The sequence below is a fragment of the Burkholderia sp. MSh2 genome, from assembly GCF_000731655.1.
Lineage (GTDB): Bacteria > Pseudomonadota > Gammaproteobacteria > Burkholderiales > Burkholderiaceae > Burkholderia > Burkholderia paludis.
In genome coordinates this window covers 22,347-37,271 of sequence record NZ_JPGM01000028.1, presented here as the reverse complement: position 1 = coordinate 37,271, position 14,925 = coordinate 22,347, and the positions used below count along the sequence as shown (strand labels likewise).

Here is a 14,925-nt window from a genome sequence, read left to right as displayed (position 1 = left end):
CTGGACAAAATGCAACTTAATTTGCTTTAATTAGACATGACTGAGACACCACAAAAGCGCCCGAGGGGGCGGAGCACGCGGGTCAAGAACGCGGTATTCGACGCGGTGGAAGCGCTTCTGATCGAGCGGCACGGCGAAATTCCGTCCATGCTCGAGGTCGCGGAGCGGGCTGCCGTCAACAAGACGAGCCTGTACAGACGCTGGGGCGATATCCGGAATCTGATGGCCGACGTCGCAATTGACCGGCTCATTCGCGAAGAGCCGATTCCGACCGGTGGATCGGTGCGCGAGAACCTGGTGACATGGGCGATGTCGATCGCGCGTTCCATGAACAACCAGCATTCGCTGTCGCTGTTGCGCGTGATGGCGATGACGCCTCAGGTTGCGACAGAGGAGCGGGACATCATGAGTACGCCCATTGGACGGCGGCTGGAAGAGCTGGATCAAATGCTCGAAGCGGCGCGCAGACGCGGCGACGTCGTGCCCAGCGCCGGGCTGATCGCGGAAGTCGTGCTCGCACCGATTTATATGCAGGCGCTGTTTGCCGGCTCGCCGCAGACGCTGGAAGGTACGACTCGACGGGTCGACCGGGCGTTCCTGCTGGCCGGTATCGAAGCTGCTCGGGACTGCGCTGGAAAGGATGCGACGGGCTAGTCATCAAATCCCAATCGTCGAACGTGGACGCGTGGCTCGCACCTGATCCATCCCGGCGCGCGCAGCCGTGCGAGATCCTCGCCGACCGCGAGCGGGCCCTGCCACGAGCACCAGCTGGCGACGAAGGTGGCGTAGGCGGCAAGATGAGTCCAACAGAAATCCGATCCGTCGCGAATGGCGTAAGCCTTCGATGTTCTGGTCGGCGGCTCATCTCCGCACCCGCGCGCCGACGCCCAAACCCCTCGCGATCTCGAAATCCTGCGCCGGAATGAACGGTGTGTTCATGCATCGCCCGATGAACCCGCCCTTGCCCATCCGGAGCCCGCACAGGCATTTTCGGATCGTCAATATGCCTGCGAACGGGGGCCCGACCCCCCCTGGTCTTCATGTGCGATGCGAACCAGTGACGCCAGATGTTCGAGCTCAGCGTCGCGAAGACCATTTGAACGCAAGCCTTGGCACGTCTGAAACAGATACTCGCTCGAACTGCCCAACCCTCCCGCGGCGGTGGCCAAGCGATCGACCACGACGTCCTGATCGAGATCGCCGGCATACTGTGGCGCAGAAGCATCGATGGTGAAGGTGATCGCGAAGCCAAGCGCCTTGCCCTCGATGTCCTTCATTTCAACCCACCGGGGCACGTAGGCGCCACAAACCATTTCTCTGCGCCAAAGCAGCAGGAGTTCGCGTTCGACGCGCTCCTCCGCAAGTCGATACGCAGCACCAAAGCAAGATCCGCCACGATCCAGCGCCAGCATCAACCCCGGACGATCGACCGTGGCGCGAAGCGCGGTAATCGAGAGACAGAATGAACGATGCCACCATCAATTCTTGCGACACGTCGCTCAATGGCATCGATAGCCGCATTCCAGATCAGTGAGCCATATCCGAAGACCCACACGTCTCCAGGCGGACGCACGGCAAGCGTCTCGCGAAGCGATTGCAGCCGTTCAACTTCCGTAAGCATCTTCATGCCAGGAGAATCGACAGCCGCAATGGCGTCAATCCCGCCCTCTTCAAGCAGTTTCCGTGTGAGTGTTGGTGCAGCGTTCGATTGATCGATACAGGGAAATTGTCACCGAGAAACATCGTTTGCCGTCATTGCTCTCTCATTTCTATTCGTGACCGTGTGCACTGATCCGACGTGCACGTGGCGACAATTTGCCTGCAAACGGCTGTCCGGCAACTCCGTTTCTTGCGATGAAACGAGTTGGCGTCATGCATTGACGTTTCATGCAACACCGAAACGACGTGATCCGGATCACGTCGAAAATAGGGTGTGGAAACTCTCGTTCAAATATCATGGAAACCCGTAGCGTCAGCCTCCCTGTCTTGTATTTCGGCACACCGGTCGCCCTCGTTTCCAGCCTGAATCCGGATGGCACCACGAATCTCAGCCCGATCTCGTCCTACTGGGCGCTGTCCGATACGTTTCTGGTTGGACTGAGCGAAACAGGTCAATGCCGCCGCAATCTGAAACGGTGCGAGGAACTGGTACTCAACTTGCCGGATGCACCGCTGTGGGCGAACGTCGAGGCTATCGCAGCAACCTCTGGGTCTGACGCCATGCCTGACACGAAGAAGCAGATGGGATACAGATTCGAGCACGATAAATTCAAGTGCGCAGGCCTCACCAGGAAAGCAAGCGAATGCATCGCTCCAATGCGAGTAGCTGAATGCCCGATACAGATCGAAGCGCGCATGGTCCGTATCCACAGGATAGGCAAGGAGGTCGACGCTATGGTCGCCGCCGAACTTAAAGCACTGCGGGTACACGTACATTCCGGACTGCTTTCCGGCGCAGATCGAATCCATCTCGAGCGATGGCACCCGCTGTACTATGTCTTTCGCCAGTATTTCTCGCTTGGGCCGCACCTGGGAACGAATTTTAGAGCGTAGCCCGGCGTCGTTTCGACGAGACGCCCCGTGATTGGGGGGCGTCTCGGATGGATCGCATCCGACCGAAAACACGCTCGATATGCGTCAGGCCGCCCGCGAAAGCGACTTGTATTTCGTATGCGATGATGCATGCGCCAGCAGGTCGATCTCACGCAACGTGCGACGCAGCGCACTGCTGGACGTCAATGCGCAGTATTGAAAGTAGACGACCTCAACGCCCAGTGCAGCAAACTCGCGCTCGAGCTTCAAACCTTTGTCGGTACCCTGCCAGTCGTCACCTTTGAACAAGACGTCGAAGTGCATGGCCTTCCAGATTTCGACCTTGTCATTCGTCATCGCGGGAATCGCCGCATCGACGAACCGCACACTTCGCACAATTTCGAGACGCTCGGACAGGGGAATCGTCGGCGTGACCCCTTTGTTGCGAGTCAGCACGTCATCCGCGACAACACCCGCGATCAGAAAGTCACATCGCTGTTTCGCCTGACGAAGCAGGTTGAGATGACCGATGTGAAACAGGTCGTATGCGCCAGGCGCGTACCCGATTCTTTGCATGATGCCCCCCTGGTTTGGCTATTGGACTGCATCGGCTACTACTTGGCATCATGGAAGATTATTCCGAGCGTATGCCGCGTGCCGCGATGAAGCTTGCTGACGCCGTGGCGTAGCCCTGCACGATAGAAGCCGCGCGCCGATCGCACCGGATGATGATTGACAGCCAGGATGACCGCGTCGCCTTGCCGCAAGGGAACGACTTCCGCCCGCCCGGGTTTCTTCGGATCACTGTCGACAAGCACAAATTCGCCACCCGTGAAGTCGCGCCCCGGCTCGTTCAAGAGAAAGACGACCTGAAACGGGAATACGTGTTCCCCGTAAAGATCCTGGTGAAGACAGCAATAGTCGTTCTCGTGGTATCGCAACAGGAGAGGCGTCGGACGATTTTGACCCGCACGACGACAGACATCGCGAAACTCGGCATGCGTCGCGGGAAATCGTTCGCCGATTCGCATCTGCTGATGCCAGCGATTCGCAATCGGAGCAAGGTGCGGATAGAGCAACGTGCGCAGCGACCCGACAAGATCAGGCAGAGGCTCCGCGAAGTATTTGTATTCCCCCCGCCCGAACGCATAACGAGACATCACGATATGGCTCCGGAAGCGTTCGTCCTGTGGAAAAAGCACGGCCAACTCGTCGCATTGTCGCGGTTCCAACATCCCGGGTAGTACCGTAAAGCCGTTACACGTCAGATTGATCTCGACTCCCGACCAGTCGAGCGCACCGATTCTTGATTCGATGGCGACGTCTCGTGCAGTTTCCAGGCGTTCGACGCCGTCCGGTGAAAGCAGCAATGACGCTTGCGTGTTCATGAGTGACGCCCCTTTTTTGTCGTCGTTAATGCGATCGCCGCGGTCCGAGCCTTCCACGCGGCGTATTTTTCGGGAAGACATACCGCGCACGGCCGGTATCCGGCCGCTTCGGCCGCCTGCTCGTCGAGGAAAAAGACCCGATTTTTAACGTACCCTCCACGAGCAATAGCCTGCAAGGCGGAACGACAATCAAGGCGACCATATATCCGGCTGCTGCGGTGTCCGCCGAACGTACCCGGTATCGGGCTTGCGTACGATCTCAGGTCCGAGCCGAGCAAGGTGTACGTCTTCGATGACCTCGTGATCATGGCCACTACTCGCGTCAAGGGGAATCGTGAAGATACAACGCAAGCCCGATACGTTCGCCCGATCGGACGCGGCTGATCGCGTGCTTGATGTTGACTCGGTAGTAGCCGCTGCTTCCCTTGAACGGCCGCTGTGCGGTACTGATGATGGCAACGTCGCCCAGCTTCAGCGGGAGCACCATCGGGCGCGACTGCATACGGGGTCGTTGCTCGGCAAGCACGAATTCTCCCCCCTCGAAGTCAACCCCAGGCTCGCTCAACAGAGCGACGATCTGCATCGGAAACACGTGCTCGCCCGCGTTGTTCTGGCTCAACGCGAGGTAGTCGCCGGCGGCCAGGCGACTAAGGTGCGACATCGGTTCCGTCTGACCTTCGTCGTGATTCTGCCGAATAAAGGTGGCCAAATCCTCCGGGTACCGACAGGCGATGCCTAGTGTTGCATTCCAGCGGTTCGCAATCGGCACGAGATGCCGGTAAAGGGCGGCACGCCAATTGGCCCACGGCATCGGAAGGCTGAGCCCGAGGCGCATCACATCGCCATGCCCGAGATCATCGGCCGCGAGCTCGACGTGACGGAGCGTCTTCAGCGAGAGGTACTGTCGAGACAGGTCGCGTGCATCCGCGGGCGAGAGTATTCCTGGAAGAAGTGCATATCCTTCGGCATCAAGCTGGGCACCGATGTCATCCCAGTCCAGGTGGGCGAATTTCAAAGTGGAGTCCGTCATGTTCGAGTTCCGTGCTGTGATTGTCGTTGTCGATCACGATGCCGATTCGCGCCGAAGCAGCTCACGCTTTCGATCCACGCCCCATCGATATCCGGAGATATCGCCGTCCTGTCTGACGACGCGATGACACGGAATAGCCACGGCAAGATGGTTCGCTCCGCAGGCCTGCGCAACGGCTCGCATAGCCTTGGGTGCGCCGATCCGCTCAGCTATCTCGGAATAGCTCACCGTTGCTCCGGGCGGAATCTCCCGCAGCGCCTGCCAAACACGCTCTTGAAATGCGGTTCCTCGCACGTCGAGCGGAAGATTCAGGCCGATCGACGGTACTTCGAAGACCCCCACGACCTCTGCGACCAGCTTCTCGAACTCCGCATCGCCGCCAATGAGATCGGCCTTGGGAAACTGATCCTGCAGATCCTTCACGAGCGCGTCCGGGTCATCGCCCATACGACGAAACATTAGATGAAATGGAGTGCATTGCTGTTGTCCCGGAGTACTGATCCCGGAACCAGAATAGCCGGGACCCGAATCGCAAGAACTCCGATTCTTGCGAACAAACTCTAACGGGCAGGCAAGCGCCACAAATACCACGCGGCCACGGTGCGCCACGGGCTGAACACCTCTCCGAGTGCGCGCATTTCGCGAGCGGTCGGTGTCTTTTCGAGGTTCTTCAATCGCCGATAGCCTTCCCTGACACCGAAGTCGTCCGCAGGAAGAACGTCGACCCGCTCCATCGTATAGATCAGGAACATTTCGACAGTCCAGCGACCGACACCCTTCAACGTCGTCAAACGATCGATCAGCGCATTATCCGGAAGTAGCAAAGCGCTTTCGCGCGACGGCACGAGACCATCGACCATTGCCTGTGCGATCCCGCGAATGGTCTCCAGCTTCGAAGCAGAGAATCCGCATGCCCGTTGAAGCGCAGGATCGGTGCCAAGCAAACGCTCGGGTGACGGGAAGGCAACATCAGGATAGAGTGCGAGCAAGCGCCCGAGGATAGCGTCGCCCGCTTTCGCATGCAGTTGCTGATACGCAATCGCGCGCACGAGCGCCTCATAAGGTTCTCGCGTCGGCTTCGCCTCGTGCTTGCACGGGCCAACATTGGCGATATGTCGAGCCCAGTCATTGTCAAGTCCAGACAAAAAGCGCGCAGCCTGACGAAACTCCCGCCGTGAAGTGGAAGTAGAGGATGTTTCTGCCAACTTTAAAACCCCGTAAGCGACATGGTATAGGGCACTCGTTTCGCGAATGCCGGAACATTTTCATGCGTGAGCAACCAGCACTTGCGATACACACCCCAGGCGTAGCCCTTGAGATCGCCATTGCTTGCGATCACCCGATGACAAGGAATCACGATCGCGATCGGGTTGGCCCCGTTCGCCGCCCCGACATCGATCGCAGCACGGGGATCGGTGAACCCCAGCTCTTTGGCGATTTTTCCGTAGGTGGTCGTGGTGCCGGCCGGAATCTCTCGAAGCGCGGCCCAGACGCGACGCTGCAGCTCGGTGCCGGCAGCGGCCGTTGGCAGTTCATCGATAGCAGTCAGCTCACCGGAAAAGTATCGCTCCATCGCGTGCGCGATCGCTTCCGGTGCTTGGCCTGTCGCCAGTTTGCTCGTGCCGTAGTGTTCACGCAGCCCACGAAGCAAGCGAGCCTTGTGGTCCGAAAACCCAAGCGCGCGAATCGTACCGTCGGTATCGGTCACAAGCAACATCTCGCCCAGAGGCGTATGGAGGCGACTTTGAAGGAGTTGCATGGTCAGCTCCCAATTCGTGAAGAGACTACGTTGGTCCTGTCGGGAAATTTCGTGTCGCCTGCCGGCCCGAACGTCAGTTGCGTCGGGTGACGCCATGCTCACCAAAGAGATATCTCTCGCCGCTTTCCATCCACAACTCGGTGTCCCCGGCGTCATTCGTTCGCCATCTTGCAACACCAGCGTCAACGAGATCCTGGCAATACAGTTCAACCTGGCGTCGCGAATCCGACATTGCCTCTTCGTAATCCGATGGCAGGAAACGAGGTGGTGGGCGCTGGCTTATGGACATGGGTGGCTCGGTGTTCCTGCTGACTGGGGCATCGCGGTGACATATCGGCAATCCGGTTCAGAGACGAGTCTCGGAACACTCGGACTCGACGCTCTCAGCCACAACTGGCGAGCCATGCCCCTTTCGAACCGCGATTCATTGGCTCTACTGTACTGTGTCGTCGCGATCGCAACACTCCGACTCTTGCGCTCAGATTCATGCTTCCAGGATTTTTGGCTGTCATCTTGCTTTTCGCTGTCAATTGATCGCGCTACTCGTTTTGCGGTGACGCTGAATCGGTCACCCCGCCTTTCTGAATGTGAAATTGATGCGCTGGCTTCCCAATACCGGGTGCGGCGCATCTTTCATGGGAGAGACCCCGTGAAACCGCATCCTGTCGACGCCGCCCCAGACGACCACGTCTCCGTGATGTAGCGGAATGCGTTCCGCCTTGTCCGTCCGCGTATTGCCTCCAAACAGAAACGTTGCAGACATGCCAAGCGAGACGGACATGATCGGTGCATCAAAATCACGCTCGTTCCGATCCTGGTGTAACGAGAGCCGCGCCCCCGGAAGGTAGCGATTGATCAGGCATGCGTCGGGCCTGAAGTCGGGAAAGCCGCAAGCGGCTGCAGAGTGGGTTGCCAGATCGGAAAAGACGCCTGGCATCGCCGGCCATTGCTCGCCGGAATCAGGGTCAAACGTGGTGTAGCGATAGCCGCTTCGATCCGTTGTCCATCCCAGGGCGCCACAATTGGTGAGTGCCACGGACATCGTGAAACCACCTGGTGTCACCATGTTACGGAACGGAGCACGAGCGTCGATTCTTGAAATCGCGTCAAGCAACTCGCTGGTCTCGCTCAGCGCAAATCCTCGAAGAACGAAGGCCTCCTGGCCGAGGACTTCCCGCTCGTCTGAAAGCGGGAGCAACAAATTGGGCAGCATGTTCATCCGATAACGTAGATCTACCGCGAATCATGAAAAATCAGTCCGAGCGGGTGACGTTTGCCACGCCGGATCACGTCCACACCATGACGCATCGCAACTTTGCGCGCCTGGTTTCGAGAGCCAGCGCCGGTCGCTGATGCACCGTGAACGCCACGCCGTCCCCTTACCCCAATGCAACCACATCGACCCGCTGCCCGCGCGACGAGTTCTCGATCATCGTGAATGCTCCGCCCTCGAAATCGACGCCTGTATCGGATAGCGGTGGATAGGCGTGCGGTGTGCCGGCGCTCGCGCGCATTACTCGCGCTCCTCCGCGAGCAACGCGCGTTTGCGATCGACACCCCAACGATAGCCGGACAACGCGCCATCGCGACGAACGACACGATGGCACGGTATCGCAATCGCCAGCACGTTGGCCGCGCAGGCGCTGGCTACCGCACGCACCGCCTCCGGGACGCCCAGATCCCGCGCAACATCGCCGTAACTGCGTGTTTGCCCTGCCGGGATGCCGCACAGTGCTTGCCATACCTGTTGCTGGAACGGCGTGCCGCCGATGTCGAGGTCAATCACTCCCTCGGCGATATCCTTGTCAATGAACGCGATCACCTGGCGCAACTCGCGATGCAGCCCGATCTGATCCGCTTCCAGTTTCACCTTCGGAAATTCGGCCTCGAGTTGCCTGCGCAGCGCGTCTTCCGAGTCATCGAGGAAGATCGCGCAGATCCCCTGCGGGCTTTTCCCGACCAGAATCATTTCTCGCACGGTCTTGCCGATGGCAAAGCGAATCGGGCCTTCGATATCGCTGCCCGGCGCCCGGAAGTTGTATTTGAAAGCCGTGGACGGACGGTTCTTCATGATTGACCTCCCATTCATTAAAGAATGTCTGCAGTTTAGACATCGGTTCCCGCGACCACACTCCGTTCCTTGCGGTGAAACTCGATCGATTACCAGCCCGGATACCTTGTGATCAGTCGAATCCATATGGAGAGGCAGCCGGCATCGCCCATGTACCGCAATGCGTCGATTGCGCGCCAGTTGCACGGAACGCGGCGAAGCCAGATTGAGTCGGGCCCCGATCGGTAGAGCCAGATGATCGTCGCCACGACCATCTGTCGTTCGGGAGCGTGCGCACGAAAACGGGCGCGCCATTCCGCCATTTCCGCGGGATGGTGTTCACCGCGTCGTTCGTCATATGCGCTCGGACAAATGGCCCGGTGATACGGACCTTGATCGGATTGGCAGAAAAACCATGTGAGCCGGAGTTCCCGGATCGCGAGAGTCAGCGTTTCATGAAATCGGCGAGGCTCTCTCAGGGGCGAGCCACCCGGTTCGCCAGTCAGTGCCTCGATCTGCTTTGCCTCGGCGTCGTCCATATCGAGCAACGAAAAGACGAGCCGATCGAGCCGGATTTCGTCCGCAGAAATAGTTGTCCGTGCTGCATCATGCAGCGCGCCCAGCATGATGTCCGCAGACTGCGTGGTGGTAGCGACAAGCGAAGGTGCTCGGGTGTACGTGTACATTGGAAATCAACAAGACGTTTCTCGGCTGGTCGATGCATGACCTCAGTTGCCACCTCAAACGCGCTTGAGAGAGCGCCGACTCGGTCGGTGCTATTGCAGCGCGCGTCGGATCGCGAGAGATGCCGGATCCACGTCGAAGCAGACGTCGCGCGCCAGACGATTGATACTTTCCAGTGTGTCGCGAAGCGACGCGCTGGAGGTGGTCGGGAGTGGCTTGAGGTGAACCACCTCGACATCGGGGATTGCGATTCCGGCACCGAGCTTTTCAGCGGACGAGACGACGTTGGCCGCCCGATCGAACAGGCAATCGAACTGCAATACGCCCCATGCATCAATCCAATCGCCTGTTGCATCCGCGATCGCCGAGTCGACCGAGCGCACACTGCGAACGATTTCAAGCCGCTCATTGAACGGGATGACAGGATGCATGCCCGAGGTCTTGTGAATGAGCTCGTCCGTAGCGACGCCGACAACGAGATAGTCACAATGCTCTTTCGCGTAGCGAAGAATATTCAAATGACCGACATGAAATAAATCGAACGTGTCAGACAGATATCCAACCAGTCTCATGATTGCGTTCGTCCGTGTCCAGGTGGTGGGTCTCGACTGCGGATCAGCGATCGCAACGTCGATCCTTCCCGTGCGCTCGTGATTGGTCACGTCGATGAGTCACAGGATAAGTGCGCTGAACCGGATATTCGCTCCGTTTCTTGCTCCGTAAATTCGATGAATATGTTGTCCGAGATATGGGAGCGCGCGATGTGAATTGTCCCGCAAGAAACGGATAGAAGCGGGCCGCCCCTATCGATATTGTTCGGTTCGGGCGGAGCAGTTCCGCTTCCCCGTCAACCGAGAGTAGAAAGGAGTCGAACATGTCGAAGGAGCAGGACAACAAGGAAATCGTCGGCCGCTGGTTCACGAACTTCTGGGGTGAGAAGTGCGATCTCGGCATCGTTGACCAGATTGCAGCGCCGGACATGCTGCTGAAGTATTCGCTGCACGAGGCGCGCCGCGGCCGTGACGACATCAAGGCATTCATGACCGACTTCCGCGCTGCTTTCCCGGATCTCAACTTCTGGGGTGTGACCGACCTGATCGCCGAAGGCGACTACGTCGTCGGTCAGTGGGAAGGTGGAGGCACGCATACGGGCCCGGCATTCGACGACTTCCTGATCGGCGGACTGCCCGCTGCAACGGGGCGCCGTATGCACTTCACCGGCACGACGGTTCTTCGTCTGAAGGACGGTCTGATCGTTGAAGAACTCGGTCTGGACGATGGCGTGACGGCGCTGACTCAACTCGAGCTGATCAGGAAGGCATGAGCGAACGAACCCGGGTGTAACGGCTCGCCCATTTATGCAATGACGTGAGCACGGATCGGCCTTGGCCGATCCGCTTTTCTTTCGACCCATGGTGCTGAGGTCAAACGGATTCCACCGCTAAATCCCCAGGGAATTTCTCGCGGTCAGCCACGAACCATAAATTGGTCAGGAGCACATGATGACCCTCATAAAACGCAAGGCGAGCGATGAGCCAAATCTTGTGAGTAGTTTCACGGCTGCCTTCAGTGGAACTGGCCCTGCCGAGAGCGTGTGCATCAAGTTATCGATGTACAACGGCACGTTTCGTTTGTCTCAGTGGGATGCGAAGCAACTGCGGGCGCTGTACCATTGCGTCGAGCATTACAGCGCGGTCCATTACTACGGTTCCGATCTAGAGCGCGTTTCTGAAGATACCTCTTTCGGCACGGGGCTGCCGGCTCGACATCCGATTCACACGATGCGGGGTGAGCGGCCGATACTGACGGAGCGGGACTATCGCATTGGTCTCGAGAAACATTGCGTGAAATCCTTTGTGGTTCTTGACCGCGGTGACGCGTGCGAAATCAGATGCACCCATATGGACGGCACGCAACGCACCGATCTGCTCCCCGCCTATATCGCCATGCAACTTTACGGCGCATTGAGAGCATGCCTCAACCTCTCAAACTCTTTGGCGGTCGACCCTCGTGGCTCCGCATAGAGTGGCATGCTCGAGCGCGACTACGATCGCGTGTTCGCTGAATCGATCAGCGAGCAAATCGATGGCTTCGGCGAGTACCGCTTCCCGGAAAGCCATGCTGCCAGCTTTTTCTTGCTCGTCCATGCGAACGATTGGTGCGCCGGCACGAGCTGGCCGTGTTTCTGACGGCGCGGCTCAACAGCCAGCCGATGGGCTTCCATACCCCATCGCAGTTGCTGCGGGACGGAAAAGCGCCGCGGATCGAATCCCGTGCCCCGGAAAATCGCCACCGACCAACTGCGCAGTTACCCTACTGCGAAGGCAGACATGGTAGAACTGGCGGGCTTCTAGCGCCTGTTCGTGAAGGCGGCTGCACGGGTGAATAACCGTGCCAAGAACAGTCGCCAACCTACGCGCGCCGTGAGCGCACCATGAACGGATTTCGCATCCGCTTCGCACGCAGGTATTTCCATCCGGCTTCGTCCCGATCCGTCAACGCTTTGCATTGTCCCGCCGTTGCATGACGGCGCAGTCCCATCTCACCCACCCAAGGCGCGCCCTGCAGCGTGGCATCGTTGGACCGTGATCGTTACTGCCAAGCTCGCACTTGGATAAGGATACCGATTCGGTTTCCATCTCACCCAGTCATCTTCCACCAAGCTGGCAACACCCTCCTCCGAAGACCTTACCCAAACTGCGCCGCGAGTTCGCGCAGCCATTTCTCGTTCCAGTCCAGCGCGCCCGACGCGAGTTCCGAGATCACACCGTCCAGCCATGTGATTTCTGCTTGCAGCAGCACCTGCTTGTATTCGTCGTCCAGCATCACGAGACGCGGCAAGCCCTTGTCCTGCCATTGCCGACATGTCGATGCCGCCTCGGCCAGTTGCTGCTTCAGCGTGTCGCGACGTTGCTGCAGCCGCGCATGCGCGACCTTGGGAGTCAGCGCCATGATCGTGGCGAGCGCGGCAGGGAATTCGTTGAACTCGCGTCGAGGTTCGCCGAGCATCGCTTCCAGCCATGCGTAGAACGTCTTCCTGCCCAGCGGCGTGATCTCGTAGACCACGCGTTCCGGCCGCCCTTCCATCTGCGCGGTTTCGCGAACGCAGATGAGTTCGGCAGCCTTCAACTGTGAAAGGGTCTGGTAGACGCTGTTGCGTTGTGCGACGTTCACCACGTTGTCCTTGCCGCGCTGCCGGATGAGTTCGTGCATCCGGTACGCGTGCGACGGGGCCTCCAGCACAAAGCCGAGTATCACCATCGCAAGCGGAGAAGGTTGCCTTGAGCGGGGTTTCAATTGCGGATCCTGATGTCGAGTAGGGTCGTGGCTTGCCTTCATATTCATAGTTTGACTATACTTTAGTCATAATATGATCATGAGGTGATCCCGATGAACAAGGTACGGCACGCGTTGATCGCCGGTAGCGGCATTGCAGGCCCCGTCGTGGCCCTGGCACTGGCCAGGGCCGGCATCCGATCGACCCTCTACGAGTCGTACGCCGCATCCGCGGACGGTATCGGCGCGGGCCTGATGGTGTCGCCCAATGGGCTCGAGGCACTGAAGATCGTCGGCGTGGATGCGGCACTCCGTGCGGTGAGCCAGCCGATCGCGCATATGGCAATGGCCGATGCCCGCGGCAAGGTGCTGACGCGGTTCGACGGGCTGGAAGGCATGCAGCCGGGTCGCGTCGTGTATCGCTCCGATCTGTACCGGGTGCTGCGCGACGCAGTGGTGGCCGCCGGGATCCCGATCGTGCACGGCAAGCGGCTCGTGAGTGCGAGCGAGGCGGCGGACGGCGTACACGTGTCGTTCGCGGACGGCAGTCATGCGAGCGGCGACATCCTGATCGGCGCGGACGGCATTCGTTCCACCGTGCGCGGCCTGATCGATCCCGGCGCGCCTGCGCCACGCTATGCGGGAACCCTGGGTTTCGGGGCGCTGGCGCCGCTCGATACGCTGCGCATTCCATCCGGTACGATGACCTTCGTGTTCGGCAGGCACGCCTTTCTCGGCTACTGGGCGGATCCGGATCGCGGTATCTGCTGGTTCGGCAATCTGCCGCATGCGACGCCCGCATCGATGGAGGCGATCCGCGAGATACCGTCGACGCAGTGGCTCGCACAACTGCGCGAACTTTACCGCGACGATTATCCGGCGCAAACGCTGCTGCGGCACACCGCCCCGGCCCAGCTGTTCGCGCCGATCGCGAGCGAGCTGATGCCGCCCGTCCCTCGCTGGCACAGCGGCAGGATGGTGCTGGTTGGCGACGCGGTGCACGCGCCGTCGTCGAGTTCGGGCCAGGGCGCATCGCTGGCTATCGAAAGCGCGATTCAGCTCGCGCGTTGCCTGCGCGACATCCCGACGCCTTCGCTGGCGTTTGCGCGTTACGAGCAGTTGCGGCGCGAGCGCGTCGAAGCAATCTCGGCGGCCGCGGCACGCACCAATACCCGAAAGGCGCTGGGGCCGCTGGGCAAGGCGATCATGCACGTCGTCATGCCCATCGCGCTGAAGACGGTCTTCAATCCGATGAAGATGCTGGGTTCCGTCCACGCCTACCGGATCGACTGGGATGCCGCTGCGCTATAGGCGTCCCGTCTGCGCCCTCGGCAGCGATGTGCCGCGCGATCGCGGTTTCGGGGCGATCGTCGCTGGACGTCGTGCCGGCATCGACCACGGCTGATACCGGCGGAGCGTCGAATGCACGCATGCCCGCCGGCACCGGGAAGCGGTTCATGGACAAGCGGTTCAACTGGGCGTTCGATACCGAGCCCGCGCCGACGCTCGGCGGCCGGACCGTGTCCTGGCCGCGCGGCAAGGGCCTCGGCGGCAGCAGCGCGATCGACGGCGTGATCTACGTGCGCGGCCAGCATCCCGCCCGCCCCCTGCACCAGCACGGTTCCCGGGGTCGCGCGTGTGCGTGCGGAATATCGCGGCGAATTTCGCGTGGACCTCGGGCCATCGCGTGCGGTCGTGCTGATCCGGCATGTCGCGCTCGGGCAGGCCGAGCAAGGCCAGCGTATTGCGCCAGAAGCGCGCCTCGTTCGATCCGACGCTGACCCAGCGGCCGTCCTTCGTCTCGTACACGTTGTACCAGGGCGCGCCGGAGTCGAGGCGATTGCTGCCACGCGCGTGATTCCAGTACCCGCTCGCAAACATGCCGTAGAAGAGCGTCATCAGCGACGCCGATCCGTCGACCATCGCGGCGTCCACGACCTGCCCCTGCCCCGAGCGCCGGCTTTCGAGCAGCGCCGACACCACGCCGAGCGCGAGATACAGCGAGCCGCCGCCGAAGTCGCCGGCCAGGTTGAGCGGGATCACCGGCGGGCCGCCAGCCGCGCCGACCGAATGCAGCACGCCGCTCAGCGAGATGTAGTTGATGTCGTGGCCCGGCGCCTGCGCGAGCGGGCCGTCCTGCCCCCAGCCGGTCATCCGGCCGTAGACGAGCGCCGGGTTGATCGCGAGACACGCGTCCGGCCCGAGG

17 protein-coding genes and 5 pseudogenes are annotated in these 14,925 nt (G+C 60.2%); 7 read left to right on the top strand and 15 right to left on the bottom strand.

Annotated features, from left to right (window positions below; translation table 11 throughout):
* The first annotated feature begins 36 nt into the window (after positions 1–36).
* Complete coding sequence (locus GQ57_RS18520) at positions 37–654, top strand: TetR-like C-terminal domain-containing protein (RefSeq protein ID WP_081896697.1); 618 nt, start codon at positions 37–39, stop codon at positions 652–654.
* A gap of 344 nt (positions 655–998) precedes the next feature.
* Here GQ57_RS18520 and GQ57_RS41855 read toward each other — a convergent pair.
* Positions 999–1,621, bottom strand: a pseudogene (locus GQ57_RS41855) (gamma-glutamylcyclotransferase).
* A 335-nt stretch (positions 1,622–1,956) separates the two neighbouring features.
* Between GQ57_RS41855 and GQ57_RS18510 the strand changes: the two are divergent.
* Positions 1,957–2,553 (top strand): flavin reductase family protein, encoded by a 597-nt coding sequence (locus GQ57_RS18510; protein ID WP_034198650.1) that lies wholly within the window; start codon positions 1,957–1,959, stop codon positions 2,551–2,553.
* Positions 2,554–2,637: 84 nt separating this feature from the next.
* On the opposite strand, the gene GQ57_RS18505 is transcribed toward GQ57_RS18510, so the two are convergent.
* The 12 genes and pseudogenes from GQ57_RS18505 to GQ57_RS38215 form a co-directional block, all read right to left on the bottom strand.
* Positions 2,638–3,108 (bottom strand): adenylyltransferase/cytidyltransferase family protein, encoded by a 471-nt coding sequence (locus GQ57_RS18505; RefSeq protein WP_052001374.1) that lies wholly within the window; start codon positions 3,106–3,108, stop codon positions 2,638–2,640.
* A 38-nt stretch (positions 3,109–3,146) separates the two neighbouring features.
* Positions 3,147–3,920 (bottom strand): 2OG-Fe(II) oxygenase, encoded by a 774-nt coding sequence (locus GQ57_RS39640; RefSeq protein ID WP_081896695.1) that lies wholly within the window; start codon positions 3,918–3,920, stop codon positions 3,147–3,149.
* Entirely contained in the window at positions 3,917–4,228 is a 312-nt protein-coding gene (locus GQ57_RS39635; protein WP_081896694.1) for an Ada metal-binding domain-containing protein, read from the bottom strand. Before GQ57_RS39635 ends, GQ57_RS39640 begins: the two co-directional genes overlap by 4 nt.
* 14 nt (positions 4,229–4,242) lie before the next feature.
* Positions 4,243–4,950: a 2OG-Fe(II) oxygenase gene (locus GQ57_RS18495; protein ID WP_034198648.1), complete on the bottom strand. Its 708-nt coding sequence runs from the start codon at positions 4,948–4,950 to the stop codon at positions 4,243–4,245.
* Between the two features lie 33 nt (positions 4,951–4,983).
* A pseudogene (locus tag GQ57_RS18490) lies at positions 4,984–5,397 on the bottom strand (methylated-DNA--[protein]-cysteine S-methyltransferase); the annotation flags it as partial.
* Positions 5,398–5,510: 113 nt separating this feature from the next.
* Positions 5,511–6,155 (bottom strand): DNA-3-methyladenine glycosylase family protein, encoded by a 645-nt coding sequence (locus GQ57_RS18485; RefSeq protein ID WP_034198646.1) that lies wholly within the window; start codon positions 6,153–6,155, stop codon positions 5,511–5,513.
* Between the two features lie 2 nt (positions 6,156–6,157).
* On the bottom strand, positions 6,158–6,709 hold the full coding sequence (locus tag GQ57_RS18480; RefSeq protein ID WP_052001373.1) for a methylated-DNA--[protein]-cysteine S-methyltransferase: 552 nt from the start codon (positions 6,707–6,709) through the stop codon (positions 6,158–6,160).
* A gap of 568 nt (positions 6,710–7,277) precedes the next feature.
* Positions 7,278–7,928 (bottom strand): DNA oxidative demethylase AlkB, encoded by a 651-nt coding sequence (gene alkB, locus GQ57_RS18475; protein WP_235215087.1) that lies wholly within the window; start codon positions 7,926–7,928, stop codon positions 7,278–7,280.
* Positions 7,929–7,942: 14 nt separating this feature from the next.
* Entirely contained in the window at positions 7,943–8,017 is a 75-nt protein-coding gene (locus tag GQ57_RS43785; RefSeq protein WP_235215090.1) for a 2OG-Fe(II) oxygenase, read from the bottom strand.
* Between the two features lie 205 nt (positions 8,018–8,222).
* A complete protein-coding gene (locus GQ57_RS18470) occupies positions 8,223–8,780 on the bottom strand; it encodes a methylated-DNA--[protein]-cysteine S-methyltransferase (protein WP_034198645.1) in 558 nt (185 codons plus the stop codon).
* Positions 8,781–8,869: 89 nt separating this feature from the next.
* Entirely contained in the window at positions 8,870–9,445 is a 576-nt protein-coding gene (locus GQ57_RS38220; protein WP_052001372.1) for a hypothetical protein, read from the bottom strand.
* A gap of 90 nt (positions 9,446–9,535) precedes the next feature.
* Complete coding sequence (locus tag GQ57_RS38215) at positions 9,536–10,015, bottom strand: adenylyltransferase/cytidyltransferase family protein (RefSeq protein WP_152603293.1); 480 nt, start codon at positions 10,013–10,015, stop codon at positions 9,536–9,538.
* A 302-nt stretch (positions 10,016–10,317) separates the two neighbouring features.
* Here GQ57_RS38215 and GQ57_RS18455 point away from each other — a divergent pair, with 302 nt between their 5' ends.
* The 4 genes and pseudogenes from GQ57_RS18455 to GQ57_RS43780 form a co-directional block, all read left to right on the top strand.
* Positions 10,318–10,767, top strand: coding sequence for an ester cyclase (locus GQ57_RS18455; protein WP_034198644.1), 450 nt, complete (start codon positions 10,318–10,320; stop codon positions 10,765–10,767).
* Between the two features lie 178 nt (positions 10,768–10,945).
* Positions 10,946–11,467, top strand: a complete 522-nt coding sequence (locus GQ57_RS18450) for a hypothetical protein (protein ID WP_160257531.1) — start codon at positions 10,946–10,948, stop codon at positions 11,465–11,467.
* Positions 11,468–11,697 (top strand): annotated as a pseudogene (locus GQ57_RS39625) (hypothetical protein); the annotation flags it as partial.
* A gap of 10 nt (positions 11,698–11,707) precedes the next feature.
* Positions 11,708–12,061, top strand: a pseudogene (locus GQ57_RS43780) (IS6 family transposase); the annotation flags it as partial.
* Positions 12,062–12,131: 70 nt separating this feature from the next.
* Here the strand turns inward: GQ57_RS43780 and GQ57_RS18445 are convergent.
* Positions 12,132–12,788, bottom strand: coding sequence for a PadR family transcriptional regulator (locus tag GQ57_RS18445; protein WP_081894835.1), 657 nt, complete (start codon positions 12,786–12,788; stop codon positions 12,132–12,134).
* A gap of 45 nt (positions 12,789–12,833) precedes the next feature.
* On the opposite strand from GQ57_RS18445, the gene GQ57_RS18440 reads away from it, so the two are divergent.
* On the top strand, positions 12,834–14,030 hold the full coding sequence (locus GQ57_RS18440) for an FAD-dependent monooxygenase (protein WP_034198683.1): 1,197 nt from the start codon (positions 12,834–12,836) through the stop codon (positions 14,028–14,030).
* Positions 14,031–14,348: 318 nt separating this feature from the next.
* On the opposite strand, the pseudogene GQ57_RS18435 reads toward GQ57_RS18440, so the two are convergent.
* Positions 14,349–14,924, bottom strand: a pseudogene (locus GQ57_RS18435) (CoA transferase); the annotation flags it as partial.
* Between the last annotated feature and the right edge of the window lies 1 nt (position 14,925).

What these genes read in the sequence shown, in the direction of transcription:
- GQ57_RS38220 (WP_052001372.1), bottom strand. Translation starts at nt 9,445, where the DNA reads ATGTACACGTACACCCGAGCACCTTCGCTTGTCGCTACCACCACGCAG.
- GQ57_RS18445 (WP_081894835.1), bottom strand. Translation starts at nt 12,788, where the DNA reads ATGAATATGAAGGCAAGCCACGACCCTACTCGACATCAGGATCCGCAA.
- GQ57_RS18440 (WP_034198683.1), top strand. Translation starts at nt 12,834, where the DNA reads ATGAACAAGGTACGGCACGCGTTGATCGCCGGTAGCGGCATTGCAGGC.
- GQ57_RS18510 (WP_034198650.1), top strand. Translation starts at nt 1,957, where the DNA reads ATGGAAACCCGTAGCGTCAGCCTCCCTGTCTTGTATTTCGGCACACCG.
- GQ57_RS18455 (WP_034198644.1), top strand. Translation starts at nt 10,318, where the DNA reads ATGTCGAAGGAGCAGGACAACAAGGAAATCGTCGGCCGCTGGTTCACG.
- GQ57_RS18520 (WP_081896697.1), top strand. Translation starts at nt 37, where the DNA reads ATGACTGAGACACCACAAAAGCGCCCGAGGGGGCGGAGCACGCGGGTC.
- GQ57_RS39640 (WP_081896695.1), bottom strand. Translation starts at nt 3,920, where the DNA reads ATGAACACGCAAGCGTCATTGCTGCTTTCACCGGACGGCGTCGAACGC.
- GQ57_RS39635 (WP_081896694.1), bottom strand. Translation starts at nt 4,228, where the DNA reads ATGATCACGAGGTCATCGAAGACGTACACCTTGCTCGGCTCGGACCTG.
- GQ57_RS18480 (WP_052001373.1), bottom strand. Translation starts at nt 6,709, where the DNA reads ATGCAACTCCTTCAAAGTCGCCTCCATACGCCTCTGGGCGAGATGTTG.
- GQ57_RS18450 (WP_160257531.1), top strand. Translation starts at nt 10,946, where the DNA reads ATGACCCTCATAAAACGCAAGGCGAGCGATGAGCCAAATCTTGTGAGT.
- alkB (WP_235215087.1), bottom strand. Translation starts at nt 7,928, where the DNA reads ATGAACATGCTGCCCAATTTGTTGCTCCCGCTTTCAGACGAGCGGGAA.
- GQ57_RS18495 (WP_034198648.1), bottom strand. Translation starts at nt 4,950, where the DNA reads ATGACGGACTCCACTTTGAAATTCGCCCACCTGGACTGGGATGACATC.
- GQ57_RS38215 (WP_152603293.1), bottom strand. Translation starts at nt 10,015, where the DNA reads ATGAGACTGGTTGGATATCTGTCTGACACGTTCGATTTATTTCATGTC.
- GQ57_RS18505 (WP_052001374.1), bottom strand. Translation starts at nt 3,108, where the DNA reads ATGCAAAGAATCGGGTACGCGCCTGGCGCATACGACCTGTTTCACATC.
- GQ57_RS18470 (WP_034198645.1), bottom strand. Translation starts at nt 8,780, where the DNA reads ATGAAGAACCGTCCGTCCACGGCTTTCAAATACAACTTCCGGGCGCCG.